Source organism: Azospirillum rugosum, from assembly GCF_017876155.1.
Taxonomy (GTDB): Bacteria; Pseudomonadota; Alphaproteobacteria; order Azospirillales; family Azospirillaceae; genus Azospirillum; species Azospirillum rugosum.
Genome location: NZ_JAGINP010000002.1, coordinates 208,557 through 232,755, shown reverse-complemented (window position 1 = coordinate 232,755; position 24,199 = coordinate 208,557). Strand labels below are relative to the sequence as shown.

The 24,199-nt window shown below is 66.5% G+C and carries 25 protein-coding genes; 7 read left to right on the top strand and 18 right to left on the bottom strand.

The genetic code is table 11. From position 1 onward, the window contains the following. Positions 1-28 precede the first annotated feature (28 nt). The gene (locus J2851_RS04245; RefSeq protein WP_209764432.1) at positions 29-991 is read right to left on the bottom strand and encodes a helix-turn-helix domain-containing protein; all 963 of its coding nucleotides are present in this window, start codon (positions 989-991) and stop codon (positions 29-31) included. 487 nt (positions 992-1,478) lie between these two features. On the opposite strand from J2851_RS04245, the gene J2851_RS04240 reads away from it, so the two are divergent. Then, positions 1,479-1,694, top strand: coding sequence for a hypothetical protein (locus J2851_RS04240; RefSeq protein WP_209764430.1), 216 nt, complete (start codon positions 1,479-1,481; stop codon positions 1,692-1,694). Positions 1,695-1,783: 89 nt separating this feature from the next. After that, complete coding sequence (locus J2851_RS04235) at positions 1,784-2,089, top strand: hypothetical protein (RefSeq protein ID WP_209764429.1); 306 nt, start codon at positions 1,784-1,786, stop codon at positions 2,087-2,089. A gap of 43 nt (positions 2,090-2,132) precedes the next feature. Here J2851_RS04235 and gloA read toward each other — a convergent pair whose 3' ends face one another. The 15 genes from gloA to rpsB form a co-directional block, all read right to left on the bottom strand. Next, a complete protein-coding gene (gloA, locus tag J2851_RS04230; RefSeq protein WP_209764428.1) occupies positions 2,133-2,528 on the bottom strand; it encodes a lactoylglutathione lyase in 396 nt (131 codons plus the stop codon). Then, positions 2,525-3,763: a lipid-A-disaccharide synthase gene (gene lpxB / locus J2851_RS04225; protein WP_209764425.1), complete on the bottom strand. Its 1,239-nt coding sequence runs from the start codon at positions 3,761-3,763 to the stop codon at positions 2,525-2,527. The genes gloA and lpxB overlap by 4 nt, the downstream gene beginning before the upstream one ends. Further along, on the bottom strand, positions 3,760-4,614 hold the full coding sequence (locus J2851_RS04220; RefSeq protein ID WP_307418886.1) for an LpxI family protein: 855 nt from the start codon (positions 4,612-4,614) through the stop codon (positions 3,760-3,762). The genes lpxB and J2851_RS04220 overlap by 4 nt, the downstream gene beginning before the upstream one ends. Positions 4,615-4,659: 45 nt before the next feature. Then, positions 4,660-5,454, bottom strand: coding sequence for an acyl-ACP--UDP-N-acetylglucosamine O-acyltransferase (lpxA, locus tag J2851_RS04215; protein WP_209764423.1), 795 nt, complete (start codon positions 5,452-5,454; stop codon positions 4,660-4,662). Beyond that, positions 5,451-5,921 (bottom strand): 3-hydroxyacyl-ACP dehydratase FabZ, encoded by a 471-nt coding sequence (gene fabZ, locus J2851_RS04210; RefSeq protein ID WP_209764418.1) that lies wholly within the window; start codon positions 5,919-5,921, stop codon positions 5,451-5,453. Before fabZ ends, lpxA begins: the two co-directional genes overlap by 4 nt. Positions 5,922-6,165: 244 nt before the next feature. After that, a complete protein-coding gene (locus J2851_RS04205; RefSeq protein WP_209764414.1) occupies positions 6,166-6,744 on the bottom strand; it encodes an OmpH/Skp family outer membrane protein in 579 nt (192 codons plus the stop codon). A 2-nt stretch (positions 6,745-6,746) separates the two neighbouring features. Further along, positions 6,747-9,074, bottom strand: coding sequence for an outer membrane protein assembly factor BamA (gene bamA / locus J2851_RS04200; protein WP_370881301.1), 2,328 nt, complete (start codon positions 9,072-9,074; stop codon positions 6,747-6,749). 62 nt (positions 9,075-9,136) lie between these two features. Next, complete coding sequence (gene rseP / locus J2851_RS04195) at positions 9,137-10,270, bottom strand: RIP metalloprotease RseP (protein ID WP_209764395.1); 1,134 nt, start codon at positions 10,268-10,270, stop codon at positions 9,137-9,139. A 55-nt stretch (positions 10,271-10,325) separates the two neighbouring features. Next, the gene (locus tag J2851_RS04190) at positions 10,326-11,543 is read right to left on the bottom strand and encodes a 1-deoxy-D-xylulose-5-phosphate reductoisomerase (protein ID WP_370881300.1); all 1,218 of its coding nucleotides are present in this window, start codon (positions 11,541-11,543) and stop codon (positions 10,326-10,328) included. Continuing rightward, the gene (locus tag J2851_RS04185; RefSeq protein ID WP_307418889.1) at positions 11,534-12,304 is read right to left on the bottom strand and encodes a phosphatidate cytidylyltransferase; all 771 of its coding nucleotides are present in this window, start codon (positions 12,302-12,304) and stop codon (positions 11,534-11,536) included. The genes J2851_RS04190 and J2851_RS04185 overlap by 10 nt, the downstream gene beginning before the upstream one ends. 22 nt (positions 12,305-12,326) lie before the next feature. Further along, positions 12,327-13,064: an isoprenyl transferase gene (locus tag J2851_RS04180; protein ID WP_209764388.1), complete on the bottom strand. Its 738-nt coding sequence runs from the start codon at positions 13,062-13,064 to the stop codon at positions 12,327-12,329. A 4-nt stretch (positions 13,065-13,068) separates the two neighbouring features. Further along, entirely contained in the window at positions 13,069-13,590 is a 522-nt protein-coding gene (frr, locus tag J2851_RS04175) for a ribosome recycling factor (protein ID WP_211114219.1), read from the bottom strand. 40 nt (positions 13,591-13,630) lie between these two features. Then, positions 13,631-14,386 carry a UMP kinase gene (pyrH, locus tag J2851_RS04170; RefSeq protein ID WP_209764386.1) on the bottom strand — a complete coding sequence of 252 codons (756 nt, stop codon included), beginning with the start codon at positions 14,384-14,386 and terminating at the stop codon, positions 13,631-13,633. Positions 14,387-14,438: 52 nt separating this feature from the next. Beyond that, positions 14,439-15,368: a translation elongation factor Ts gene (tsf, locus tag J2851_RS04165; protein WP_209764385.1), complete on the bottom strand. Its 930-nt coding sequence runs from the start codon at positions 15,366-15,368 to the stop codon at positions 14,439-14,441. Positions 15,369-15,483: 115 nt separating this feature from the next. Continuing rightward, a complete protein-coding gene (gene rpsB / locus J2851_RS04160; RefSeq protein WP_209764383.1) occupies positions 15,484-16,269 on the bottom strand; it encodes a 30S ribosomal protein S2 in 786 nt (261 codons plus the stop codon). A gap of 232 nt (positions 16,270-16,501) precedes the next feature. Here rpsB and J2851_RS04155 point away from each other — a divergent pair, with 232 nt between their 5' ends. The 3 genes from J2851_RS04155 to J2851_RS04145 all read left to right on the top strand — a co-directional run bounded on the left by J2851_RS04155 (position 16,502) and on the right by J2851_RS04145 (position 18,023). Continuing rightward, positions 16,502-17,476: a Vgb family protein gene (locus J2851_RS04155; protein ID WP_209764376.1), complete on the top strand. Its 975-nt coding sequence runs from the start codon at positions 16,502-16,504 to the stop codon at positions 17,474-17,476. Between the two features lie 66 nt (positions 17,477-17,542). Next, positions 17,543-17,785 carry a DUF4160 domain-containing protein gene (locus tag J2851_RS04150; protein WP_209764375.1) on the top strand — a complete coding sequence of 81 codons (243 nt, stop codon included), beginning with the start codon at positions 17,543-17,545 and terminating at the stop codon, positions 17,783-17,785. Further along, positions 17,769-18,023 carry a DUF2442 domain-containing protein gene (locus J2851_RS04145; RefSeq protein WP_209764374.1) on the top strand — a complete coding sequence of 85 codons (255 nt, stop codon included), beginning with the start codon at positions 17,769-17,771 and terminating at the stop codon, positions 18,021-18,023. Before J2851_RS04150 ends, J2851_RS04145 begins: the two co-directional genes overlap by 17 nt. 5 nt (positions 18,024-18,028) lie before the next feature. On the opposite strand, the gene dnaE is transcribed toward J2851_RS04145, so the two are convergent. Continuing rightward, positions 18,029-21,511: a DNA polymerase III subunit alpha gene (dnaE, locus tag J2851_RS04140; RefSeq protein WP_209764373.1), complete on the bottom strand. Its 3,483-nt coding sequence runs from the start codon at positions 21,509-21,511 to the stop codon at positions 18,029-18,031. Between the two features lie 192 nt (positions 21,512-21,703). On the opposite strand from dnaE, the gene J2851_RS04135 reads away from it, so the two are divergent. Further along, positions 21,704-22,351 carry a hypothetical protein gene (locus tag J2851_RS04135; RefSeq protein ID WP_209764372.1) on the top strand — a complete coding sequence of 216 codons (648 nt, stop codon included), beginning with the start codon at positions 21,704-21,706 and terminating at the stop codon, positions 22,349-22,351. A gap of 39 nt (positions 22,352-22,390) precedes the next feature. Continuing rightward, positions 22,391-23,278: an EamA family transporter gene (locus J2851_RS04130; protein ID WP_209764371.1), complete on the top strand. Its 888-nt coding sequence runs from the start codon at positions 22,391-22,393 to the stop codon at positions 23,276-23,278. Between the two features lie 2 nt (positions 23,279-23,280). Here J2851_RS04130 and J2851_RS04125 read toward each other — a convergent pair whose 3' ends face one another. Beyond that, complete coding sequence (locus J2851_RS04125) at positions 23,281-24,138, bottom strand: dienelactone hydrolase family protein (protein ID WP_209764370.1); 858 nt, start codon at positions 24,136-24,138, stop codon at positions 23,281-23,283. Positions 24,139-24,199 lie beyond the last annotated feature (61 nt).

Sequence of the window (24,199 nt, the reverse complement as noted above, 5' to 3'; positions counted from 1 at the left end):
AAGCGCAAACTTCACGTCGAGCTTGCAGTCAGGGCGATACCGGGCTGAGATGGGTGACGTCCTGTCGGCTGGACACTTCCTTTCGAAGGCGCTCCACATAATCGCGCATTTCTGTGTCGGACAGGCTTGCGACGCGCAACTTCACATCCTCCCAAGCCAACCGATCACCGACCTCCCGAATAAAAAGCGCTGGTGTCGAGATCAAGCGGGGTGGGTTGGAGTTGGAAACATGCACGGAAAGCCCAAACAAGGTCTCACAAGGATTTTCCATGGTAGCGGCAAAGGTAATCACCCCACGATCATGGTGATCGCCAACAGAGGCATAATTAAACAGCATATTCAGGGGTGCTCCGTGCAATTCCCCCTCATAAAACTGAGATACGCCACGCTTCCTACCCGGCCGAAATAGGCGGCACATCAGGCCTCCCTCTTCCGCCGCTTCGACATGCAAGGCTTCGAAGTGGTAAGCCACCTGCCGAGCGCCGCTCATCCTCAGACCGATGTAGTAACCAACAAAGCGCTCCGGCGTATGTATACCGGATGAACTGCGTGGCCTGTTGGAGGGTGGATCGGCACTCTCCCCATCGGACTTGCCCCGGGGACCATCCGCAGAGGGCTTGGCTGCCGCCGACGCAGCGTTCGACTGGTCGTCCCCCGGTATGGCATCAGCGTCCGCGACAAACTCAGGCCCGGGATATTCGCTTTGATCCGAATTACCTTCCATTAGTAGCGCAAACTGACTCGGCGACAGCCGCAGAATCTCAGGGCGAAACCATTCCGACAGAAGACCGCTCGGCAGATTATCCTTATTCTGAATTACAGAACGATAGAATCGCTCAAGCTTGTCGGGAGATACTTCCGATATGCACTTCTCAATCCGGCTGATATCGAATTGCCGAGTACCGACAAGCGAGGCGAATGCTTCCTGCTTCAGGCGAGATCGGCGCCTCAAAGCAGCTATATTATGATTTGCATTGAGATTGAGCGTCACCGCACAACGACTCCAAGCACCATCCAGTCATGCAAGTCTTAACATACGGAACTCTACCATCAACAAAAAAATGCGAAGATTTGCGCGGTGATATCGACAAAATGGCGATATGCAGAGACATATGCGCATAAAGCCGGAATGAATTGCCAATCAATCGCAATGCAGTTGCGGGATTGCCGAATTCATCATGCGGCAGTCCGCGCACTTTCTACGCATATTTACGAATATGCTGGGCGGCACCGACATGCATCGCGACTCGGCGATGCATATTCCTGGCTCACCCCTTCTCTGCCTCATGCGCGCAATGCCCTTGCGGTGCATATTCCTCAATTTGCATTATGCATGCGGCGAGCATAAATTTAATTCTAAGTTTTGAATTCAGCGACTCCCGCCGCTGTTGGCGGACCGTCATCGGATAAGGAGAGAGGTGATGGGTGTTCAGGTAAGTCCTTGCGCTCCTGCGGAACGCTCCGGCAACTCCGGAAGCATGACCATCGATGCGGTCATCGCCGAGGCCGTCGGGATGTCAAACAATGAGGATGTTGCTTACGCCTACTTGTACCGACAGTCTTTGAACTATCTGACGTCGGAGCGGTTCGCGCTCGCTGAAGCCATCGAGCGCTCCCGTGAGCTTGGGCAGAATCCCTCATATCAACGACTGGCGAAGCGTATTCGCATGCTGGCGAGTATGGCGAATGCATAAATGAACTTTGCGTTGCGTTTGCATGGAGCATGCATACGTGCATTTTTATGCATTTTGGCATTATGCAGATTATCGGAACAATGATGCTGATGGACGACGACTTAATTGCCTTTTTCCGAGAAACACTTATTCAGCTTGAAGTGCTCGTCGAAGAGGCTCGCAGTAAATGCCCGCGTTTGAAGATGACTTCCAAGCCGGCGATTGACAAAGCGGAGAGACTTCTGCGCTCCCGCATCGACAAATGTAGTATTTTTACCGCCTTCAACACCGCTGCTCAGGTGGTGCATTCAGACATAAAACCTTGCCGAAATTTTCCCGATCCGTTGACATCCGCCAATGCGGCAATGGCGCTGATTAAAGAAATTCAGATGACCGCCGAAGACTCTGGGTGCTGAGCAAGGGGGGTGGGAAAGTCACCCACCCCACCCTGCCCTTCCGTCACTTCCGCTCGATCAGCTCGACCTTGTAGCCGTCCGGATCCTCGATAAAAGCGATCACGGTGGTGCCGTGCTTCATCGGGCCGGGTGGGCGCGGGATCTTGACGCCTTCCTTCGCCAACTGCTCGCAGGTGGCGTAGATGTCCGGAACGCCCAGCGCGATGTGCCCATAGGCGGTGCCGATCTGGTAGGGCTCGGCCTGGTCCCAATTGTGGGTCAGCTCCAGGACGGCGGTGTCCTTTTCGTCGCCATAGCCGACGAAGGCCAGCGTGAAGCGCCCGCCTTCGTAGTCGTTGCGGCGCAGCAGCTTCATGCCGAGCAGCCGGGTGTAGAAGTCCAGCGACTTCTCCAGGTCGAACACCCGGAGCATGGTGTGGAGCAGGCGGAACTCGCTCATGATGTCTCTTCTCCCTTGAACGGGCTTTCGGATAGGCGTTGCGCTTGGTCGACGGTCTGGCCGCCCTGACGCTCGGCGATAAGGTCCAGAACCACGCGGGCGGCGCGCTCGCTGGGCGGGATGCCGCCCTGGCCGAGCCAGCGCGCGACCTCGCCGACCCCTTCCACCTGCGCGGCGCGCGTCGCGGGGTCGTCGAGCAGGCGGCCCAGTTCGGCGGCCAGCCGGTCGGGCCGGCATTCCTCCTGCAGCAGTTCCGGCACCAGCATACGGTCGAGCATCAGGTTGACCAGATTGACGTATTTGACCCGGATGAAGCGCCGATACAAGGCGACGGTCACTGGATTCAGCCGATAGGCGATCACCGCCGGCAGCCGCGCCAGGGCAAGCTCCAGCGCCACGGTGCCCGACGCCGCCAGCGCGGCCTCCGACGCGGCGAAAGCGTCGTACTTGGCCGAATCGCCTTCGACGAGGATGGTCCGCAAGGGCCAGTCGGCCAAGGCCGCCGCGACGCGATCTCGGACGGTGGCGACCGTCGGCACCACGGCGACCAAGTTCGGGTGCGTGGGGAGAAGGCGTTCGAGCGTCGCGCGGAAATCCGGCAGCAGGCGGCTCACCTCCCCCTTGCGGCTGCCGGGAAGCACCGCCACCACCCGCGCGTCGTCGGCGAGCCCGTGCGCGGCGCGGAACCGGGCGGCATCGCCCCGCCCCGCCCCGCTCTCCACCACCGAATGGCCGACGAAGCTGCACGCCAGCCCCTCTCGCTCGAAGTAAGGCGGCTCGAAGGGCAGGATGGCCAGAAGGTGGTCGTAGATCGCGGCGTATTTGGCGGCGCGCTTCGGCTTCCAGGCCCAGACCGTCGGGGCGACGTAATGGACCAGCGCGATGTCCGGCGCCTGCTGCCGCACGCGCTTGGCGATGCGGACCGTGAAGCCCGGCGAATCGATGCCGATCACCGCGTCCGGCCGCAGGCGCAGCACCTCCTCGACCGTCTGGTCCATGCGGCGGAGCAGGTTGGGCAGGTGCGGCAAAAGCTCGAACACGCCAAACAGAGTCAATTCGCTCATGGGGAAGAGGCTCTCCAGCCCCTCGGCGATCATCCGCTCCCCGCCGATTCCGGCGAAGCGGACGCGCCCGCCGGTCAGGCGCTTGCACGCCGCCATGAAGCGCGCGCCCAGCGCGTCGCCCGACGGCTCGCCCGCGATCAGGAACAGCAGTGGGCCGGAGGTCTCCGTCACGCCGCCGCCTCCCCCGGACGCGGGTCCGGAACGGCGATTCCCACGACGAACAGGCCAAGCCGGTCCGCGGCCTCCCCCACGGCCGCGCGGTCCACGAGCAGGCTGCCGCCCGCCTCCACCGCGATGCCGCGCAAGCCCGCACGGGCGGCGTTCTCCACCGTGGTGACGCCCATGGTCGGCAGGTCGATGCGGCGGTCCTGCTGCGGCTTCCTCACCTTCACGAGGACTCCACCCGGCCCCGGCCGGCGCAGGCTGGCGCAGCGGTCGAGCATGGCATCCGTTCCTTCGATGGCCTCCACCGCCAGCACGATGCCCTGCTGGACCACCGCCCCCTGCCCGACGTCGAGCGCGCCGAGGGCGCGGGCGACCTCGACGGCGCGGGCGATGTCGCGCTCCGCCTCCTCGTCCGGGACCAGGCGCCCCACGGGTCCGGGTGCCGTCAGAAGCCCCGTCAGCAGCTCATGGAGCCCGACCACCCGGAACCCCTCGCCTTCCAGCTGTTTCGCCACGGAGCGCAGCAGCCCGTCGTCGCCGAGCGCGCGCGTGCCGACCTTGGCGAGGAATTTCGTCGTGTACCAGTCGGGAACGAGTTCGGTGAAGGACGGCCGGCGCACCGGCCCGGCGAACACGAGATCGCCGACGCCTTCCTGCTTCAGGCGCGCGATGATGCTGCCCGCAGCGCCGAAGCGGCTCCACAGATGGGCCCGCCCGGCGACAGTCGCCGGGTCGGTGTGGCCTTCGAAGGCGACGATGAACACCTCACGCCCCTGGCCGCGCACCGCCTCCGCGATCCGGGCGGGCAAGGTGCCGCCGCCGGCCAGGATGCCGAGCTTCGGACGCGGCTGCGACACGGCTTCCACTCCCACTGCCATCCGGACGGGGGTCAGGCTGCCCGGTCAGCCTTCGCGGGGCTGGCACAGCGAGCGCGAGGCCCGCGACCGGATGAAATCCAACACGTCGGAGACGAGCGACTTCTCCCCGAAATCGCGCCCGACCTCCTCCATCCGCTCCGCAAAGGTGCCTTCGGCACCGAACAGCAGGCGGTAGGCGGCGCGGAGCGCGTGGATGTCGTCCTTCTGGAAGCCACGGCGCTCAAGCCCGACCAGATTCAGGCCGGCCAGACGCGCGCGCTCCCCCATGACGAGGCCGTAGGGGATGACGTCCTTCTCCACCCCGGACATGCCGCCGATCATGGCGTGCGAGCCGATGCGGACGAACTGGTGCACAGCCGACAGGCCGCCGATGGTGACGAAGTCCCCCAGCTCCACATGCCCGGCGAGCGTGGCGTTGTTCGCCAGAACCGCGTTGTTGCCGACGACGCAGTCGTGGGCGACGTGGACGCCGACCATGAACAGGCCGTTGTCGCCGACGCGGGTGACCATGCCGCCGCCCTCGGTCCCCGGGCTCATCGTCACGTGCTCGCGGATCTGGTTGCGGCGGCCGATGATCAGTTCCGACGGCTCCCCCTTGAACTTCAGGTCCTGCGGCCGGTGGCCGATCGACGCGAAGGGGTAGATGACCGTGTCCTCACCGACCTTCGTGCGCCCCTCCACCACGACGTGGGAGGTCAGCCGCACGCGGTCGCCCAGTTGGACGTCCGGGCCGACCACGCAGAAGGGACCGATGACGACACCCTCGCCCAGCTTGGCCGCCGGATCGACGGCAGCGGACGGGTGGATGGAAACGTTCATTTCTCGTCCAGAATCATGGCGGAATAGGTGGCTTCGGCGACGAGGACGCCGTTGACCTTGGCCTCGCCCTTGAACTTCCACACGTTGGCGCGCTGGCGCTGCTTCGACACGTGGATGTGGATGGTGTCGCCGGGCGTGACCGGCCGGCGGAACCGGGCTTCATCGACGGTCATGAAATAGACGAGCTTGCCTTCCGCCTCGGCGCCCAGCGTGGCGACGACCAGAACGGCGGAGGTCTGCGCCATCGCCTCGATGATCAGGACGCCGGGCATGACCGGACGCGACGGGAAATGCCCCTGGAAATACGGCTCGTTGATCGTGACGTTCTTGACGCCCGTCGCGCTCTCGCCAAGCGTGATGTCCACCACGCGGTCGATCATCAGAATCGGATATCGATGCGGGATCATCTGCATGATCCGCGTGATATCGAGGTCGGCCATCTTCTTGTTTTCCGCCGTCACATCCATGGTCCGGACGCTCGCCTTTCAAATCTCCGGGTGTTTCCCCTTCCGCGCCACACACGGTCCTGCGGGGAGACGCCCCTTGTGCCCGATTTTCCGGGAATTGGCAATCCCGCGCCGGCCACGCCGACGGCCGGCCCCCGGTGAAGAGCGGGCGCCAAAGACAAAGGCCGCGGTCGCCATGACCGGCGACCGCGGCCCTTCCCGTGCAGCCCGGATGTCCATGGGCCCGCAGGCCCACGGAAGGGCATCACTGCTTCGGAACGTTCAGCGCGACCTGGGGCAGCTTCTTGTTCACCCGCTCCATCACCGTGTCGGTGATGTCGAGCTGGGTGTCGACCAGCACGAACTGCTGGCGCGTCAGAACCAGGTTGGCGCCCCGCTCCTTGGCCACATCCTGGACGATCTGCACCATGTTCTGGTGGATGACGCCCATCGCCTCGTTCAGCGCGCCTTCCAGGGCGCGCTTGCGGTTCTGGACGGTCTTCTGCACGTCGGCCAGCTGCTTTTCGAAGTCGCGGCGCTTGGCGGCCAGCGCGTCCTGGGACAGCACCGTCTGCTGCTTGCGCAGTTCCTCGTCGGACTTGCGCAGCTTGTCCTCAAGCGAGGCGACCTCCTTCTGGTAGGCGTCGCGCAGCGACTCGAAGGACTTCGACACGCCCTTGGACGCGTTCGACTCCTGCATGATCTTCTGGACGTCCATCACGGCGATGACGGGGGCCTTCAGATCGGTTTTCGTTTCCTGCGCCGAGGCCAGCGGGGCGGCGAAGGCCATACCCGCCATGACCGCGCCGACGGCGACCAACGCCCTGAGCTTGCTGAACTGCATCGTTAGAACCTGGTTCCAAAGCTGAAACGGAAAAGCTCTTTCTTGTCGTAGCTTTCCTTGACGATCGGTACGGCGATATCAAGGCGGATCGGCCCGAAGGGCGATTTCCACGACACGCCCGCGCCCGCCGACAGACGGATCGACTCGCTGTCCGCGACCAGCGGATCGTTGATGTTCGTCTTGCCGAGCGTGCCAACGTCGGAGAAGGCGTGGCCCTTCAGGCCGAACTCTTCCGGAAGGCCCAACGGGAAGTTCAACTCCACCGAGGCGCGGTAGTAGCGTTCGCCGCCCAGCGCGTCGCCGGTGCGCAGGTCGCGCGGGCCGATGCCGGCGGTGTTGAAGCCGCGCAGCGTGTCGCCGCCGATGAAGAAGCGGTCGGACAGCGACACGTCCTTGCCCACGCCGGCGATGTAGCCGATTTCACCGGACGTCGCGAGCACCCAGCTCTCGTTGAACAGCGGCAGATAATAGCCGCCGGACAGGCGGCCGCGGACGTAGCGGGCGTTGCCGCCCAAGCCCGCGAAGTCGGTCGTCAGGCGGACGTAGTAGCCGTCGGTCGGATCCAGGCGGCTGTTGCGGCGGTCGTAGGTCAGTTCCTGGCCGATCAGCGACGTGAGACGCGCGCCCTTCTGGTCCTGGATGTAGCGCGACGCCGTCGACGGAACGCTGGTGATGTCCGTGTTCTGCATCTGGTAGTAGAGCCGCTGCCGCAGGTTCTCGGTCAGCGGATAGCCCATGCGCAGGGCGAAGCCCGTGTTCTTCTCGTCGAAGGAGCTTTCGTCCTGGTAGTCGCGCGTGATGCGGAACAGGTCGACACCGGCCGAGATGTCGCGGTCCATGAAATACGGCTCGGTGAAGGAGACGTCGTACTCCTTGCGCCGGCCGGAGATGGTCGCGCCGAACCGCAGGTCCTGGCCGCGGCCGAGCAGGTTGCGCTCGCGAATCGAGAAGTCGGCCAAGGGACCGTCGGAGGTCGAGTAACCGGCGCCGATGGCGATTTCGCCGGTGGACTGCTCCGTCACCTCGACGTTAACGATGCTGCGGTCGGGGGCGGACCCTTCGGCGGTGGTGACGTTCACCTTTTCGAAGAAGCCGAGGTCCTTGATGCGCTGCTCCGAGCGGCGCAGCTTCGTCGCGCTGAACGGATCGCCTTCGGACACCAGCATCTCGCGCCGGACGACCTTGTCCAGCGTGCGGACGTTGCCCGTGACGTCGATGCGCTCGACGAAGACGCGCGGTCCCTCGACGATCTCGTAGGTGATGTCGATCGTCTGGTTTTCGCGGTTGCGCGTGATGCGCGGACGGACGTCGACGAAGGCGTACTGCAGGTCGCCGACCGCGGTGGCCAGCTTGTTGATGGTGTTCTCCACCTCCTGCGCGTTGTACCAGTCGCCCTCATTGGTCGTCATCACGCCGCGGACCTGCTCCGGATCGAGCGCCTTCAGCGTGGTGTTGACGTCGATCTTGCCGAACTTGTACCGCTCGCCCTCATCCACCGTGAAGGTGATGACGAAGTCCTCGCGGTCCGGGGTCAGCTCGGCGACAGCGGAGACGACTCGGAAGTCGGCGTAGCCTTCCTTCAGGTAGAAGCGGCGCAGCAGGTCACGGTCGAAGTTCAGCCGGTCCGGATCGTAGTTGTCGTCCGACGTCAGGAAGCGCCACCAGGCGCTCTCCTTCGTCTGGATCGCCTCGCGCAGCGACCCGTCGGAGAACTTCTCGTTGCCGACGAAGCTGATCTGGCGAACGCCGGTGCGCGTGCCTTCGTCGATCTCGAACACCAGGTCGACGCGGTTCTGGTCGAGCTGGATGATCTTCGGCTCCACCGTCGCGGCGAAGCGGCCCTGGCGGCGGTAGATGTCCAGGATGCGCTGCACGTCGCTCTGCACGCGGGTGCGCGTGTAGACGACGCGGGGGCGCAGCTGGATTTCCTTTTCCAGGTTGTCCTTCTCGATGCGCCGGTTGCCCTCGAAGGCGATGCGGTTGATGATCGGGTTCTCGACCACCGCCACCACCAGCACGTCACCCTCGCGCTTCAGCACCACATCGGCGAAGAGGCCCGTGTTGAACAGGTTCTTCAGCGACTGGTCGATGCGGTCCGGATCGAAGGCATCGCCGGGCGACACGGCCATGTAGGAGCGCACGGTGGTGGGCTCGATGCGCTGCACCCCCTCCACGCGGATGTCGCGGATGGTCCCACCCGAGAACATCTGGCCGATCGCCCCCGGATTCCCGGCGGCCCCGGGTGCAGCCCCACCGGTGGCCCCACCCGTCTGGGCCCAGCCGGTTTGAGAAAGGGCAAGAGTAACCGTCGTCATGGCGCACCCAGCCATCAGGCTGAACGCCAGAACCTTGCTCGACACCCGCAAAGCACGCTCCCTGGCTTTGGAGGCGACTAGGAAATCAGCCCCCGAAAGAATTCCACCACGCGAAGCTGAACAAGATCATTCCACGTGGCGAAAACCATGAGCGTTAATACCAAAGCAAGACCGATGCGGAAACCGTATTCTTGCGCTCTAGGTCCAAGCGGGCGGCCACGCAGACCTTCGAAGGCATAAAACATCAGATGGCCGCCGTCCAGGAGCGGAACGGGGAACAGGTTGATCAGGCCGAGGTTGACCGACAGAAAGGTCATGAACCAGACCAGCGGGTACCAGCCGCTCTGCGCGACCTCCCCGGACATCTGCGCGATGCGCAGCGGGCCGCCCAGTTCCTCGGTCCCGCGCGATCCCTGGACCATCTGGCCGAGCGCGGTGAAGGTCCCAGTGACCATTCCGGTCACCTCCCGCCCGGCCTGCCAGAAGGCCGTCAGGGGATCGTGGCGCTTGTTCTCCGCCCCGCCGCGCATGATGCCCAGCTGGCCGATGCGGTGCGTGTTGCCGAATCGGTCGCTGACCTCCTTCACGTCGGGCGTGGCCGTCAGGTTCACCGTGCGGCCGTCGCGCAGCACGACCATCTGCAACGGCTCGCCCGGCTGGATGGAGACGATCTGGCGGATTTCCTCGAATCGCTGGATGCCGCTGCCGTTGATCGACTGGATGACGTCGCCCGGCTGCAGGCCGGCGCGCTCCGCGGCGCTGCCCGGCTGCACGCCGCCGACGTCCGGCGGGGTGAAGGACTGGCCTGCCGTGGCGAACAGCACCGTCAGCGTAACGATGGCGAAGACGAAGTTCGCGATCGGGCCCGCCGCAACGATGGCCGCGCGCTGACCCAGACGCTTGTGGTGGAACGACACGGCCTTTTCGGCCGGCGTCATGTCCTGCGTGTGGGCGCCCGGCGTGCTGGCCGGGTCCGCGTCGCCGAACATCTTCACGTAGCCGCCCAGCGGGATGGCGCTGAATTTCCAGCGCGTGCCGGCGCGGTCGGTCCACCCGAACAGTTCCGGCCCGAATCCGATGGAGAAGACCTCGATGCGCACGCCGTTGCGGCGCGCGACGAGGTAGTGGCCGAGTTCGTGCACAAACACGAGCACGGTTAGGACCAGCAGGAAAGACAGCAGCGTGGTCCCGAATCCGCCCATGACGCCCATCACATCCTTTGCAAATCGCCCCTAAGCGCCGTGGCCCCTACTCACCGGCCCCCGGTCATCGACTGAGAGCCGTCACCCGGTCGGCCGCCACGCGGCGTGCCTCGGCATCGGCGTCCCGGACCTCGCCAAGGTCGCGGATCGGCCGGTGCGGCAGCGCCTCCATGGTTCCCTCGACGATGCGTTCGATGTCGAGGAAGCCGATGCGGCGGTCGAGGAAAGCCTGCACGGCCACTTCATTGGCAGCACTGAGAATAGTAGGAGCGCCACCGCCGCTTTGCAAGGCGGCCCGGGACAGCCGCAGGGCGGGGAAACGCTCCGGGTCCGGCGCCTCGAAGGTCAGCGTGCCGGCCTTGACGAGGTCGAGTCGCTCCGCCGGCGTCGGGATGCGCGCGGGCCAGCCGAGCGCGTAGGCGATCGGCGTGCGCATGTCCGGCGTGCCGAGTTGGGCCAGCACGGAGCCGTCCACATACTCGACCAGCGAGTGAACGACCGACTGCGGGTGGACCAGCACGTCGATCTTCGACTCCGGAATGCCGAACAGGAAATGGGCCTCGATGATCTCCAGGCCCTTGTTCATCATGGTGGCGCTGTCGACGGAAATCTTGGCGCCCATGTCCCAGGTCGGATGCGCGACCGCCTGTTCCCGCGTGGCCGCCGCCATGAAGGCGCGGTCCCTGGTGCGGAACGGGCCGCCGGACGCGGTCAGGATCAGGCGCAGGACGCTGTCCACCCGGTCGAAGTCGAAGACCTGGTAGATGGCCGAATGCTCGCTGTCCACGGGCAGGAGCGTCGCGCCGTGGCGGCCGACCTCCTCCATCATCAGGGCGCCGGCGCAGACCAGCACCTCCTTGTTGGCGAAGGCCACGCAAGCGCCGCGGCGCACGGCGGCGAGCGTCGGCTCCAGCCCCGCCGCGCCGACGATGGCGGCCATCACCCAGTCCGACGGCAGCGCCGCGGCCGCGGCGACCGCCTCCGCCCCCGCCGCGGCCTCGACTCCGGTCCCGGCCAGGGCTTCCTTCAGGTCCGCGTATTTGGACGGATCGGCGACGACGGCAAGCCTGGGCTTCAGCCGCCGGGCCTGCTCGGCCAGCAGCGCGACGTTCCGGTTCGCGGTCAAGGCCTCGACCGCGTAGCGGTCCGGATTGCGCGCGACGATGTCGACCGTTTGCGTTCCGACCGATCCGGTGGAACCCAGAATCGTCACCCGGCGCATCGCATCGGCCGATTGAGGAGCCACCAGATCCACCGTGGCCGCATCAGGGGTCACCACCATGACAACGCCGTCCCCAAAGTCGCGTGGAAAAGAGCCAACACCGGGGCGGCGACCAGAAGCCCATCGATGCGGTCAAGGATTCCACCATGCCCGGGTATGAGATGGCCACTGTCCTTGACGTTGAAACGACGTTTTACCGCGGATTCGAAGAGGTCACCCGCTTGCGCCACCACGGCAAGGAGCCCGCCGACGCCGAAGGCCAGGACCGGGCGCTGCGCGCCGAAGACCACGGCGACGCCCCAGCCGACGAGCGCGGAGCTGATCATGCCGCCGATCAGGCCCGCCCAGGTCTTCTTCGGGCTGATGCGCGGCGCCAGCTTCGGCCCGCCGATCGTCCGGCCGGCGGCGTAGGCGCCGATGTCGGTCGCCCAGACGGCCAGCATGGTGAACAGGAACAGGGGAAGCCCGCCGGATGGAAGGTCGCGCAGCCACACCAATCCAAGGATGCCGGCCGCCACATAGAGGACCCCGATCCCGAGCAGACCGCGGTCGGCACCGCCCCCGACCAGCGCGACCGCAACGGCGAAGGCCGCCGCGACGATCACCGCCGCCAGCGGGCCCACGGCGATCTGCACGACGAAGGCCAGGAGGACACCGGCGACCGACAGGGCCAGGGCCGGCGTCTTGCGCGCGCAGGGAACGAGGTTGACCCACTCCACGGCGGCCGCGACGGCGCCGGCGGCGATCAGCGCGCGGAAGTACCAGCCGCCGGCCCAGACGGCCGCGAGCACCACCGGCGCCATGACCAACGCCGACAGCACGCGCGCCTTGAGATCCCCGGATTTAGCGGGAGCCGGCCGTGGCGCCGAAGCGACGTTCCCGTCGGTGGAACTCTTCAATCGCCGCCTCCAGGTCACGCTTGGTAAAGTCGGGCCAGAGCGTGTCCACGAAGACCAGCTCGGCGTACGCCGCCTGCCAGAGCAGGAAGTTGCTGATGCGCTTCTCGCCGCTGGTGCGGACGATCAGGTCGGGGTCGGGAATGTCGGCCGTGAACAGGCGGCTGGCGAACAGATCCTCGTCGATGTCCTGCGGATCGAGGCTGCCCGCCTTGACCTCCTCGGCCAGACGGCGGGCGGCGAGCGCCATCTCCTGGCGGGACCCGTAGCTGAGCGCCACGACGAGCGTCAGCTTGCGGTTGTCCTTGGTCAGGGCCTCGGCGTTGTCGATCAGGCGGATGATGTCCGCCGACAGCCGCGCGCGATCGCCGATCACGCGCAGACGCACGCCGTTCCGGTGCAGGTCGGCGATCTCGCTGCGCAGGTAGAAGCGCAGGAGCTGCATGAGGTCGGTGACCTCCTCCTCCGGCCGGCGCCAGTTCTCGGAGGAGAAGCTGAAGATCGTCAGGTAGCCGATCCCCAGGTCGCCGGCGGCCTCGACCGTGCGTCGGACCGCATCCACGCCCTTTTTGTGGCCGGCGGTGCGCGGCAGGCCCCTTGCCTTCGCCCAACGCCCGTTGCCGTCCATGATCACGGCCACGTGCGCGGGCGGGCGCAAGGGACGGCTGTCTTCCGCGTCGCGCATGCCGTCAAACCTGCATGATTTCCTTTTCTTTTTGCGCAAGAGCGTCGTCGATCAGCTTGATGAACTGATCGGTCAGCTGCTGCACCTTCTCGCCCAGGCCCTTGTGCTCGTCCTGGGAGATGTCGCCGGCCTTCTCGGCCTTCTTCAGCCCGTCCATGCCGTCGCGGCGCACGTTGCGCACGGCGACGCGGGCCTGCTCGGCGTACTTGTGCGCGACCTTCGCCAGCTCCTTGCGGCGCTCCTGCGTCAGGTCGGGCAGCGGCACGCGGATGCTCTGGCCTTCGGTCTGCGGGTTCAGGCCCAGGCCCGAATCGCGGATGCCCTTCTCCACCGCCTTGACCATGCCCCGGTCCCAGACCTGGACGACGATCAGGCGCGGCTCCGGCACGCTGACGGTGCCGACCTCCTTCAGGTGCATCTTGCTGCCGTAGGCCTCGACGGTCACGGGCTCAAGCAGGCTGGCGGAGGCGCGGCCGGTGCGGAGGCCGCTCAACTCCTTGCGAAACGCCTCAAGCGCTCCATCCATACGGCGCTTGAGATCCGATGCGTCGGGCGCAGCCACGGGCTCACTCCGTTTCTTCTGTTATGATGGTGAACTTGCCCCGACCCTGCATGACCTCGGCAAAAGCGCCGGGCGTGTGGATCGAGAAAACGAGTATGGGGATGCGGTTCTCGCGCGCCAAGGAGATTGCGGACGCGTCCATCACCTGAAGGTCGTTCGCCAGCACGTCGAGGTAGGTAAGACGTTCGTAGCGCGACGCGTCCGTCACCTTCTTCGGGTCGGCGGTGTAGACGCCGTCGACCTGCGTGCCCTTCAGCAGGGCGTCGCAGCCCATCTCCGACGCGCGGAGGGCCGCGGCCGTGTCGGTGGTGAAGAACGGGTTGCCGGTGCCGGCGGCGAAGATCACCACCCGGCCCTTCTCCATGTGGCGGATCGCCCGGCGTCGGATGTACGGCTCGCACACCGACGACATCGGGATGGCCGACTGCACGCGGGTCACCACGCCCATCCGTTCCAGGGCGCTCTGCATGGAGAGCGCGTTCATGACGGTGGCGAGCATCCCGATGTAGTCGGCCGACGCGCGTTCCATGCCGCCCGCCGCCCCCTTCACGCCGCGGAAGATGTTGCCCCCGCCGATGACCAGGCTGACCTGGACGCCGAGCTGGATCACCGCCTTCACCTCGTTGGCGACGCGGTTGACCACCTCCGGGTCGAGACCGTAATCGCGCTGACCCATCAGCGCTTCGCCGGACACCTTCAGAAGGACTCGGCGGAAGCGGACGCCGTCAGCCGGCACGGTGGTCCCGGTGGTCTGGGGCATGGGGGGCATTCTCCCGTTTGGCATGAAAGGATTGGCGGTTTCGGCCTGGTCCTTACTTCTGGCCGGCGGCGGCGGCGACCTCGGCGGCGAAGTCGCTCTCCGCCTTCTCGATGCCCTCGCCCAGCGCGTAACGGACGAAGCCCGTCACCTTGACCGGGGCGCCGATGTCCTTGGCGGCGTTCTCGACGACCTTGCGGACCTTGGTCTCACCGTCGATGACGTAGGTCTGCTCCAGCAGCACCACTTCCTCGTAGTACTTGCGGATGCGGCCCTCCAGCATCTTCTCGACGATGTTCTCCGGCTTGCCGGAGGCGCGGGCCTGCTCGGCGAGCACGTTGCGCTCACGCTCCAGCGCGGAGGTGTCGACGTCGGCGATGTCCAGGGCGTCCGGGCGGGCGGCGGCGATGTGCATCGCGATCTGCTTGCCCAGCTCGTTCAGCTTGCCGGCGTCGCCGGTCGACTCCAGGGCAACCAGAACGCCGATCTTGCCGAGGCCCGGCGCGATGGCCGAGTGGACGTAGGACACGACGACGCCCGCCGGGACCGACAGCTTGGTCGAGCGGCGGATGTTCATGTTCTCGCCGATGGTGGCGATCAGGTTGGTCAGCTCTTCCTGGACCGAACGGCCGGCACCCGGATAGGCGGTCGCCTTCAGGGCCTCGGCGTCGCCGGCACCTGCCAGCGCCAGCTCGGCGGACTTGAGGGCGAAGCCCTGGAACTTGTCGTTGCGGGCGACGAAGTCGGTCTCGGCGTTCACCTCGACCACGGCACCGGCGGTGCCGGCGGTGGCGACGGCGACCAGGCCCTCGGCGGCCACGCGGCCCGACTTCTTGGCGGCGGCGGCAAGGCCCTTCTTGCGCAGCCAGTCGACGGCGCCCTCGAGGTCGCCTGAAGTCTCGGCCAGCGCCTTCTTGCAGTCCATCATGCCCGCGCCGGTCTTCTCGCGCAGTTCCTTGACGAGCGCGGCGGTAATCTCGGCCATGGTTTCGCCCTCTTCCTTCCGAACGGATCCAAGCGGATCGGGTTGACGCAAACAACTCATAAAAAAGGCAGCCGGGCCATAGGTCATAAGGCCCGGCTGCCCCGTATCACCGGGATCAGGCCTGGGCTTGCTCGGCCTCGGCCCCTTCCTCTTCCGGCAGCTGCTCGGCCGGGGCGTCCTCGCTGGCACCGACGTCGATGCCGGCGGCGCTCATCTCAGCCTGCAGGCCGGAGAGCACGGCGCCGTTCACCAGCTCGCAGTACAGGTCGATGGCGCGCAGGGCGTCGTCGTTGCCCGGGATCGGGAAGGCCACGCCGTCCGGATCGGAGTTGCTGTCGATCACCGCGATGACCGGGATGCCGAGCTTGTTGGCTTCCTTGACCGCGATCGACTCCTTGTTGGTGTCGATGATGAAGAGGACGTCCGGCAGGCCGCCCATCTCCTTGATGCCGCCCAGCGCGCGCTCCAGCTTGTCGCGCTCGCGGGTCAGCTCCAGGATTTCGCGCTTGGTCAGGCCCGAGGTGTCGCCGGCCAGACGCTCTTCCATCTCGCGCAGACGCTTGATCGACTGGGAGATGGTCTTCCAGTTGGTCAGCATGCCGCCGAGCCAGCGGTGGTTGACGTAGTACTGACCGCACTTCGACGCGGCCTCGGCCACCTTCTCCTGGGCCTGGCGCTTGGTGCCGACGAACAGGACGCGGCCGCCGCCGGCGACGACGTCACGGACGGCCTGCAGCGCGCGGTGCAGCGACGGGACGGTCTGCTCCAAGTCGATGATGTGCACGCCGTTGCGCACGCCGAAGATGTACGGGGCCATCTTCGGGTTCCAACGGCGGGTGTGGTGGCCGAAGTGCACGCCGGCTTCGAGCAGCTGGCGCATGGTGAAGGTCGGGATAGCCATATGGAAAACGTCCTTTTCCGGTTGCTCCGCCGCGGGCATTGTCCCTGTGACAAGACACCGGATCGGGCCTTCGGGGTAAAGCCGAGGGTCCGCCAGCCCGCGTGAGGTTTTGACGACGGCGCTTACATAGCCCGGCGAAACCGCTTTGGCAACAGCGTTGGCGGGATACGTACGTTGGCCCCGCCGCAGGACTGCACCATCTGACTCCAACAACCGAGCCATGGAGATGTCCATGCCGTTCTTTCGCCCAGCGCTTGCCGCCTTTCTTTTGATCCTCGGAATCGCCGGCGGCGCCTCCGCCGCGCCGGAGACGCAGACCTTCGAGGTGCCGCGCGGCGCCCGCCCGCACGACGTCGCGCCGGCCCCGGACGGCAAGGTCTGGTACACCGCGCAGGGCCAGGGCGCCCTGGGCATCCTGGACCCGGCGACGGGCACGGTGCGGCAGGTCCCGCTGGGCAAGGGGTCGGCTCCGCACGGGGTAATCGCCGGGCCGGACGGTGCGGCCTGGATCACGGACGGCGGGCAGAACGCCATCGTCCGCGTCGATCCCCGGACGGACAAGGTGGACGTCTGGCCGCTGCCGGCCGAGTCCGGGCGGGCGAACCTGAACACGGCGGCGTTCGACCGGGCAGGCACCCTGTGGTTCACCGGGCAGAACGGGGTGTATGGACGATTCGACCCGAAGAGCGGGGCCATGCTGGTGCGCAAGGCGCCTCGGGGGACCGGCCCCTACGGGATCACGGCGACTCCGGACGGTGCCGTCTATTACGCCTCGCTGGCCGGCAACCACATCGCCCGCATCGACCCCACCACCGCCGAGGCGACGGTCATCGAGCCGCCGACCAAGGGACAGGGGGCACGGCGCATCTGGTCCGACTCCAAGGGCAACTTGTGGGTCAGCGAGTGGAACGTCGGCCAGCTCAGCCGCTACAGCCCGGCGACCCGGGACTGGAAGGTCTGGCCCCTGCCCGGCCGCAACCCGTCGGCCTACGCCGTCTATGTGGACGATCGCGACATGGTGTGGGTGAGCGACTGGGGCTCCAACGCCGTCCTGCGCTTCGACCCGCGCACGGAGCAATTCACGCCCTTCCCCAACAGCGCCGACAACGCGGACGTGCGGCAGTTGCTGGGGCGGCCGGGCGAGGTGTGGGTGCCGGAGTCGGGGCTGGACCGGATCCGGGTGATCCGGACGGGGACGGCTGGGTAGCGCGCTGGTGCGATAATTTGCGGTTATGATATTTTATTGGGATGAGGTGACCGAGAGGATCAGACGGTGCCCGTCGTCTTTCGCTGGCAAGGGGTTCGTTTCTTCTTCTACTCGAACGAGGGAAACCCGCGGGAGCCGATCCACATCCACGCAGACCGGCAGGGAGCCGAAGCGAAATTCTGGATTTTCCCGGACGTTCTCGTAGCTGAAAGCACCGGATTCGACCGGCGGGCTCTTACGGAGTTGGTTCGGGTCGTTGAACAGCGTCGCGCTGAAATCGAAAGGGCATGGCATGAGCATTTCGGCTGAATCGTTGCGTTTCGACGACCACACCATGTGGGTGGATCTCCGCGACGGCCGCACCCTTGGCGTTCCCCTTGCCTGGTTCCCGCGACTGCTGAACGCCACCCCCGAACAGCGGTTGGGCTATCGCATCAGCGTCACCGGGCGTGGGCTGCATTGGGACGAGTTGGACGAGGACATTTCCGTCCCCGCCCTGCTGGAAGGCCGCGGCGACCAGACCTACCGGCCACCGAACGCCGCCTGAACTGATTACAGTTCCACCACCTCAACCACCCCGGGCACGGCCTTCAGCGCCGCTCGGCTCTGCTTGGTGATGGTGTAGGCGCCGGGGAGCTGGATTTCGACCTCCTTCAGCGGGTCGATCTCCACCAGCACGTGGATCTTGCCCTTGCCGCGGCCCAGGCGATCGAGCATGCCGCGGATGCTGTCCACCGGCGCGCCGTCGCGCAGCACCACCTTCAGCCCATCGGAGACCTGGGCGACGGCGTCCTCCAGGGGCTTCACCTCCTGGCAGGTCAGGCGCATGTCCTCGCCGTTCATCTGGACGTCCACGGTCATCAGCACCGGGCGCCCGGCCTCCAGAAGCTCGCGGTTGCCGGCCAGCACCTCGGAGAAGACGGTCACCTCGTAGCCGCCGCTGCTGTCGGACAGCTCCACGAAGGCGAAGCGGTTGCCCGACTTCGCGGTTTTTTCCTTGCGGCTGACCACGATGCCGGCGACGCTGCGCCGCGTCATCCCGCCGCCCGAAACGGCTTGGGCGAGGTCCGCCGACTTCACCACCCGCATGCGCGCCAGCGGGCCGGCGAAGGCATCTAGGGGGTGGGCGGACAGGTAGAAGCCGATGGCGCCGAACTCGTGCTTCAGCTTTTCCAGCGGCTCCCACTCCGCGACCTTCGGCAGGTCCGGTTCCTTCAGCCCGCCGCCGCTGCCGCCGAACAGGTTGCCGATGCCGCTCTCGCGCTCCGCCGTCTCGGCCTGGGCGTAGCGGATCAGGGTTTCCAGCGCGGCGTGCACCTGGGCGCGGTTGGGATTGATCTCGTCGAACGCCCCGGCGCAGGTCAGGTTTTCCAGCTGGCGCTTGTTGATGGTCTTCAGGTCCAGGCGCCGGGCGAAGTCGAACAGGCTCTTGTACGGGCCGTTCTTGCGGCGCTCCTCCACCACGGCCTTCATGGCCGGCAGGCCGACGCCCTTCACCGCGGCCAGCGCGTAGCGCACGGCCTTGCTGCCGTCCGGCAGCGTCTCCACCCCGAAGATGCTGTCCGACTTGTTGATGTCCGGGGTCAGCAGCTTGATCTTCAGGCGCGACAGCTCCTGCCGGAAGACGTTCAGCTTGTCGGTGTTGCCGAGGTCGAGCGTCATCGACGCCGCCATGAACTCCACCGGGTGATTCGCCTTCAGATAGGCCGTGTGGTAGGCGACGAGCGCGTAGGCCGCCGCGTGGCTCTTGTTGAAGCCGTAGCCCGCGAACTTGGCCACCTGATCGAAGATCATGCTGGCCTGGTCGGGGTCGACGCCCTTGTCCTTGGCGCCGGCGACGAACTTGTCGCGCTCCTTGTCCATCTCCTCCTTGATCTTCTTGCCCATGGCGCGGCGCAGAAGATCGGCGCCGCCCAGCGAATAGCCGGACAGCACCTGGGCGATCTGCATGACCTGCTCCTGGTAGATCATGATCCCGAAGGTCTCCTTCAGGATCGGCTCCAGGGCGTCGTTCATGTAGTCGGGCAGCTCCTCCCCGTTCTTGACCTTGATGTATTTGGGGATGTTGTCCATCGGGCCCGGCCGGTACAACGACACCAGCGCGATGATGTCCTCCAGCCGGTTCGGCTTCAGGCGGCGCAGCACGTCGCGCATGCCCGAACTTTCCAGCTGGAACACACCGGTCGATTCCGCGCGCCCCAGGATCTCGTAGCTTTTCGGGTCGTCCAGCGTGACGGTGGTCAGGTCGGGCTTTTCCTCGATCAGATCCACCGCCGTCTTCAGCACGGTCAGCGTCTTCAGGCCCAGGAAGTCGAACTTCACCAGACCGGCCTGCTCCACGAACTTCATGTTGAACTGGGTGACCGGCATGTCCGAGCGCGGGTCTCGGTACAGCGGCACCAGCTCGTGCAGCGGGCGGTCGCCGATCACCACGCCGGCCGCGTGGGTCGAGGCGTGGCGGTACAGGCCTTCCAGCTTCAGCGCGATGTTGATCAGGCGCGCCACCGTCTCATCGCCGTCACGGGCCTGGCGCAGCATCTCCTCGCTGTCCAGCGCCTGCTGGAGCGTCACCGGGTTGGCCGGGTTGTTCGGCACCAGCTTGCAGATCTTGTCGACCTGCCCGTAGGGCATCTGCAGCACGCGCCCGACGTCGCGCAGCACGGCGCGGGCCTGGAGCTTACCGAAGGTGATGATCTGCGCGACGCGGTCGTAGCCGTACTTGTCCTGGACGTAGCGGATCACCTCTTCGCGGCGGTCCTGGCAGAAGTCCACGTCGAAGTCGGGCATCGACACGCGTTCGGGGTTCAGGAACCGCTCGAACAGCAGGCCGAAGCGCAGCGGGTCGAGGTCGGTGATGGTCAGCGCCCAGGCGACGACGGAGCCCGCCCCCGAACCGCGGCCCGGCCCCACGGGGATGTCGTGCGACTTCGCCCACTTGATGAAGTCCGACACGATCAGGAAGTAGCCGGGGAACTTCATCTTCACGATGACGTCCAGCTCGAACTCCAGCCTCTCGAAGTAGGTCTTGCGCGTCTCCTCCCGCTGCTCCGGCGTCATGTCCGGGCGGAAGACCACGGTGTTGAGGCGCATCTCCAAACCCTCGCGGGACTGGGCGCGCAGTTCCTCCGACTCGTCGCGGTCGCCCTCGCAGGGGAAGGGCGGCAGGATGGGCTTGATCGGCTTCAGCAGGAAGGAGCAGCGCCGGGCGATGGCGACCGTGTTGTCCACGGCCTCCGGCAGGTCCTTGAACAGCTCCCGCATCTCCTCGGCCGACTTGAAGCGGTGGTCGGCGGTCAGGCGGCGGCGCTCGGTCTGGCTGATGTAGGCGCCCTCGGCGATGCAGAGCAGCGCGTCGTGCGCCTCGTGCATGTCCTCGGCCGCGAAATAGCAGTCGTTGGTGGCGACCAGCGGCAGGTCGTGCGCGTAGGCGAGGTCGATCAGCGCCGGCTCGATGGCGTCCTCGACCGCGGCGAAGTGGCCGCCATGCCGCTGAAGCTCCACATAGAGCCGCCCGGGGAACAGACGCTTCAGCGTCTCCAGCACCTCCAGCGCGAGGTCCTTCTGCCCCTCGCCGAGCAGGCGGCCGACGGAGCCGCCGGGGCCGCCGGTCAGCGCGATCAGCCCGGCCGAATGCCCCTCCAGCGCATCCAGCGGCACCTGCGGGCCGGCCATGGGGTCCGACTCGAGGAAGGCCTTGGAGACCAGCTTCATCAGGTTCCGGTAGCCTTCGTCCGTCTGGCAGAGCAGGACCAGCTGGTCGGGGACGGCGGCGCCCTTGCCCGGCAGGCCGGGCTTGCTGTTGGCCGGGCCGACCCGGGTGATGCCCAGGACCGTGCCGATGATCGGCTGCACGCCGGAATCGGCGGCCGCCAGCGCGAACTCCAGCGCGCCGAACAGGTTGCCGGTGTCGGTCACCGCGACCGCCGGCATCTCCTTCTTCTGGCAGAGCTTCACCAGCTCCTTCACCTTGATGGCGCCCTCGGACAGGGAATAGGCGGAGTGGACGCGCAGGTGGATGAAGTCGGCGTGGGGCATGGTCGGGTTCGGCACCGTGTCGGGCGGAATGGGTAGCGTGTCCCCTAGTGGTCGCCCATCCACCCCGTTTGAATCAAGCGATCAAGCGAGGCCCTCGCGGTATGAAGGAGGCGACGGCGGGAAGATTCGCCGATTGTGCGTGTTCATGCTATCGAAATGCTTAGCGCCACCACTTTGGGGGTGACCCATCCGATGCGCCGATCCTATTCCGGCCGCACCGCCGTCCGCGTGGCAGCACTGCTGCTGCCCTTAGCCTTGCTGGCCCCAGTCCTATTGTCTGGCTGCCAAGCCACCAACTCCCCGCCCCTGCCGCGCGCCGCGGTTCCGGCCGCCTTCGTCCGGCCCAGCGACTCCGGCCTGTCCGACGCGCCGGGCCGGGTCGTAGCGCAGAACAAGGGCTGGGTCGTGCGCGCCCACCCCGCCACCCAGTCGGGCTCCGCCTACTGCATGGCGACGCGGGCGGACTCGGCGTCGCCCCTGTCCTTCCGCGCCACGGCGAAGGGCGCTGCGATGCTGGTCAACGGCGACCAGAAGGCGCAGCCGTCGGGAGGGGAAAGCCGCCTGATGGCCATCTTCCCCGACGGCGCAAGCATGGCGCTGGAGGCGAAGCCCCTGCCCAACGGCGGCGTGATCGTTCCGGTCGAGCTGCCCAAGTACGAGGACCTGTTCGAGCCGTTCATGCGGTCCAAGGCCGTGACGCTGAAAAGCGCGGAAGCCGAAAAAATTGGCGACGTCAGCCTGGGCGGCTCCTCCTGGGCGCTCAACGCGCTGGACGAGTGCCGCATCCTGCACACCGACGGACAATTCGCCGAGGCTGCCCCGCGCCCGGCGCAGCCGTGACGCGTTGACCCTCTCGGTCAGCGCCTCTAGCCTCCGGCCATGCGCACATCCCACATCGGCCTTGCCGTCGCGGTCGCCGCGGTCTGGGGCTTCAACTTCGTCGCCATCAAGGTCGGGCTGAAGGATTTCCCGCCCATCCTGTTCTGCGTGCTGCGCTTCGTGCTGGCCGCGACGCCGCTGCTGTTCCTGGGGTTCCGCCAGGGACCGCCGGTGGCGTGGCGCTACGTGCTGGGCATCGGGCTGTTCCTGGGGGCGATCCAGTTCTCGCTGCTGTTCGCCGGCATCAACATCGGGATGCCGGCCGGCCTGTCGTCCCTGGTGCTGCAATCCCAGGCCTTCTTCACCGCCCTGTTCGCCGCGGTGGTGCTGGGCGACCGGCCCAGCGCCCGGCAGATGCTGGGCATGGTCGTCGCCTTTTCCGGAATCGGCGTGATCGCGACGGAGATGCCGACCGGCGATTCGCTGCTCGGCCTCGCGCTGCTGATCGGCGCGGCGGCGGCCTGGGGGGTCGGGAACATCATGATGAAGCAGGCCAAGGCGCCGGACTTGCTGCGCCTGATGCTGTGGGTCAGCCTCATCCCGCCGCTTCCGCTGCTGCTGCTGTCCTATGCGGTGGAGGGGCCGGAGCGGATGGTCCACGCCCTGACCAGCCTGACAATGCCGGGCCTCGCGGCGCTCGCCTACATCGCGGGCGGGGCGACCCTGTTCGGCTTCGCGGCCTGGGGCTTCCTGCTGCGGCACTACCCCGCCAGTCTGGTGGCGCCCTTCTCGCTGCTGGTGCCGATCTTCGGCATGAGTTCCAGCGCGCTGCTGCTCGGCGAAGGCTTCACGCCGGTGAAGATGATCGGCGCGCTGCTGGTCTTCGGCGGCCTCGCCGTTGCCGTGCTGAAGCTGCCGGCGCTGAGGCCGGCAGCCAACAAGGCGTAGAGTTACGACAGCTTCGACTTCAGGAACTCGACCGACCGGCTCCAGGCCAGTTCGGCGGCGTCCTTGTTGTAACGCTCCGCCGAGGTGTCGTTGTGGAAGGCGTGGTTCACGCCCTCGTAGGTGTAGATCGTGTGCTCGACCCCGGCCTTCTTCAGCGCCTCGTCGTAGGCCGGAACCTTCGAATTGATGTTCTGGTCCAGGCCAGCGTAATGCAGCAGCAGCGGCGCCTTGATGGTGCCGACCAGCGCCGGGTCCGGCGTCGGGCCGTAGAAGGCGACGCCGGCCTTCAGGTCCGGGGCCTTGATGGCCAGCCGGTTGACGAAGCCGCCGCCCCAGCAGAAGCCGATGGCGCCGACCTTGGCGTTGGAATAGCGGTGGGCCATCAGGAAGCTCATGCCGCCGATCAGGTTGTTGACCGTCTTGTCGGGGTCGAGCTTGCCGATCATGTCGCGGGCCTGATCGGCGTCCTGCGGCGTGCCGCCGAGCGGCGACAGCAGATCCGGGGCCATGGCGATGAAACCGGCGACGGCGAGGCGCCGGGTGACGTCCTCGACATAGGGGTTCAGGCCGCGGTTCTCGTGGATGACGATGACGGCCGGCGCCTTCTCCACCAGCTTCGGCCGGGCGAGATAGCCGGCCACGTCGCCCGTGGCGCCCTGGTAGCTGATGCGGTCCGTGGCGATCCGGCTGTCGTCGCCGGGAACCTGGGCGGCGAGCGCGTAGTTCGGCTCGATCTGCGCCAGGATGGCGGGGATGGCCGTGGCGCTGCCCACCAGCACCGCCAGCCGCTCCAGAAACACCCGGCGCGGCAGCGGCCTGTGGGTGTATTCGTCGTAAAGGTCGATGATCCTCTGGTCCACCGTCACCCTCCTTTTTTGGATTGGCAGGAGTGTGGCGGCTGAACCGGGGGATGGCAACCTC

Coding starts and splice junctions, on each gene's coding strand:
- lpxA (WP_209764423.1), bottom strand. CDS start 5,454: ATGAACGTTTCCATCCACCCGTCCGCTGCCGTCGATCCGGCGGCCAAG.
- rpsB (WP_209764383.1), bottom strand. CDS start 16,269: ATGGCTATCCCGACCTTCACCATGCGCCAGCTGCTCGAAGCCGGCGTG.
- gloA (WP_209764428.1), bottom strand. CDS start 2,528: ATGAGCGAGTTCCGCCTGCTCCACACCATGCTCCGGGTGTTCGACCTG.
- J2851_RS04180 (WP_209764388.1), bottom strand. CDS start 13,064: ATGCGCGACGCGGAAGACAGCCGTCCCTTGCGCCCGCCCGCGCACGTG.
- dnaE (WP_209764373.1), bottom strand. CDS start 21,511: ATGCCCCACGCCGACTTCATCCACCTGCGCGTCCACTCCGCCTATTCC.
- rseP (WP_209764395.1), bottom strand. CDS start 10,270: ATGGGCGTCATGGGCGGATTCGGGACCACGCTGCTGTCTTTCCTGCTG.
- J2851_RS04190 (WP_370881300.1), bottom strand. CDS start 11,543: ATGGTGGTGACCCCTGATGCGGCCACGGTGGATCTGGTGGCTCCTCAA.
- tsf (WP_209764385.1), bottom strand. CDS start 15,368: ATGGCCGAGATTACCGCCGCGCTCGTCAAGGAACTGCGCGAGAAGACC.
- J2851_RS04135 (WP_209764372.1), top strand. CDS start 21,704: ATGCGCCGATCCTATTCCGGCCGCACCGCCGTCCGCGTGGCAGCACTG.
- fabZ (WP_209764418.1), bottom strand. CDS start 5,921: ATGGATGTGACGGCGGAAAACAAGAAGATGGCCGACCTCGATATCACG.
- bamA (WP_370881301.1), bottom strand. CDS start 9,074: ATGGCTGGGTGCGCCATGACGACGGTTACTCTTGCCCTTTCTCAAACC.
- pyrH (WP_209764386.1), bottom strand. CDS start 14,386: ATGCCCCAGACCACCGGGACCACCGTGCCGGCTGACGGCGTCCGCTTC.
- J2851_RS04155 (WP_209764376.1), top strand. CDS start 16,502: ATGCCGTTCTTTCGCCCAGCGCTTGCCGCCTTTCTTTTGATCCTCGGA.
- J2851_RS04130 (WP_209764371.1), top strand. CDS start 22,391: ATGCGCACATCCCACATCGGCCTTGCCGTCGCGGTCGCCGCGGTCTGG.
- J2851_RS04205 (WP_209764414.1), bottom strand. CDS start 6,744: ATGCAGTTCAGCAAGCTCAGGGCGTTGGTCGCCGTCGGCGCGGTCATG.
- frr (WP_211114219.1), bottom strand. CDS start 13,590: ATGGATGGAGCGCTTGAGGCGTTTCGCAAGGAGTTGAGCGGCCTCCGC.
- J2851_RS04240 (WP_209764430.1), top strand. CDS start 1,479: ATGACCATCGATGCGGTCATCGCCGAGGCCGTCGGGATGTCAAACAAT.
- J2851_RS04235 (WP_209764429.1), top strand. CDS start 1,784: ATGGACGACGACTTAATTGCCTTTTTCCGAGAAACACTTATTCAGCTT.
- J2851_RS04145 (WP_209764374.1), top strand. CDS start 17,769: ATGAGCATTTCGGCTGAATCGTTGCGTTTCGACGACCACACCATGTGG.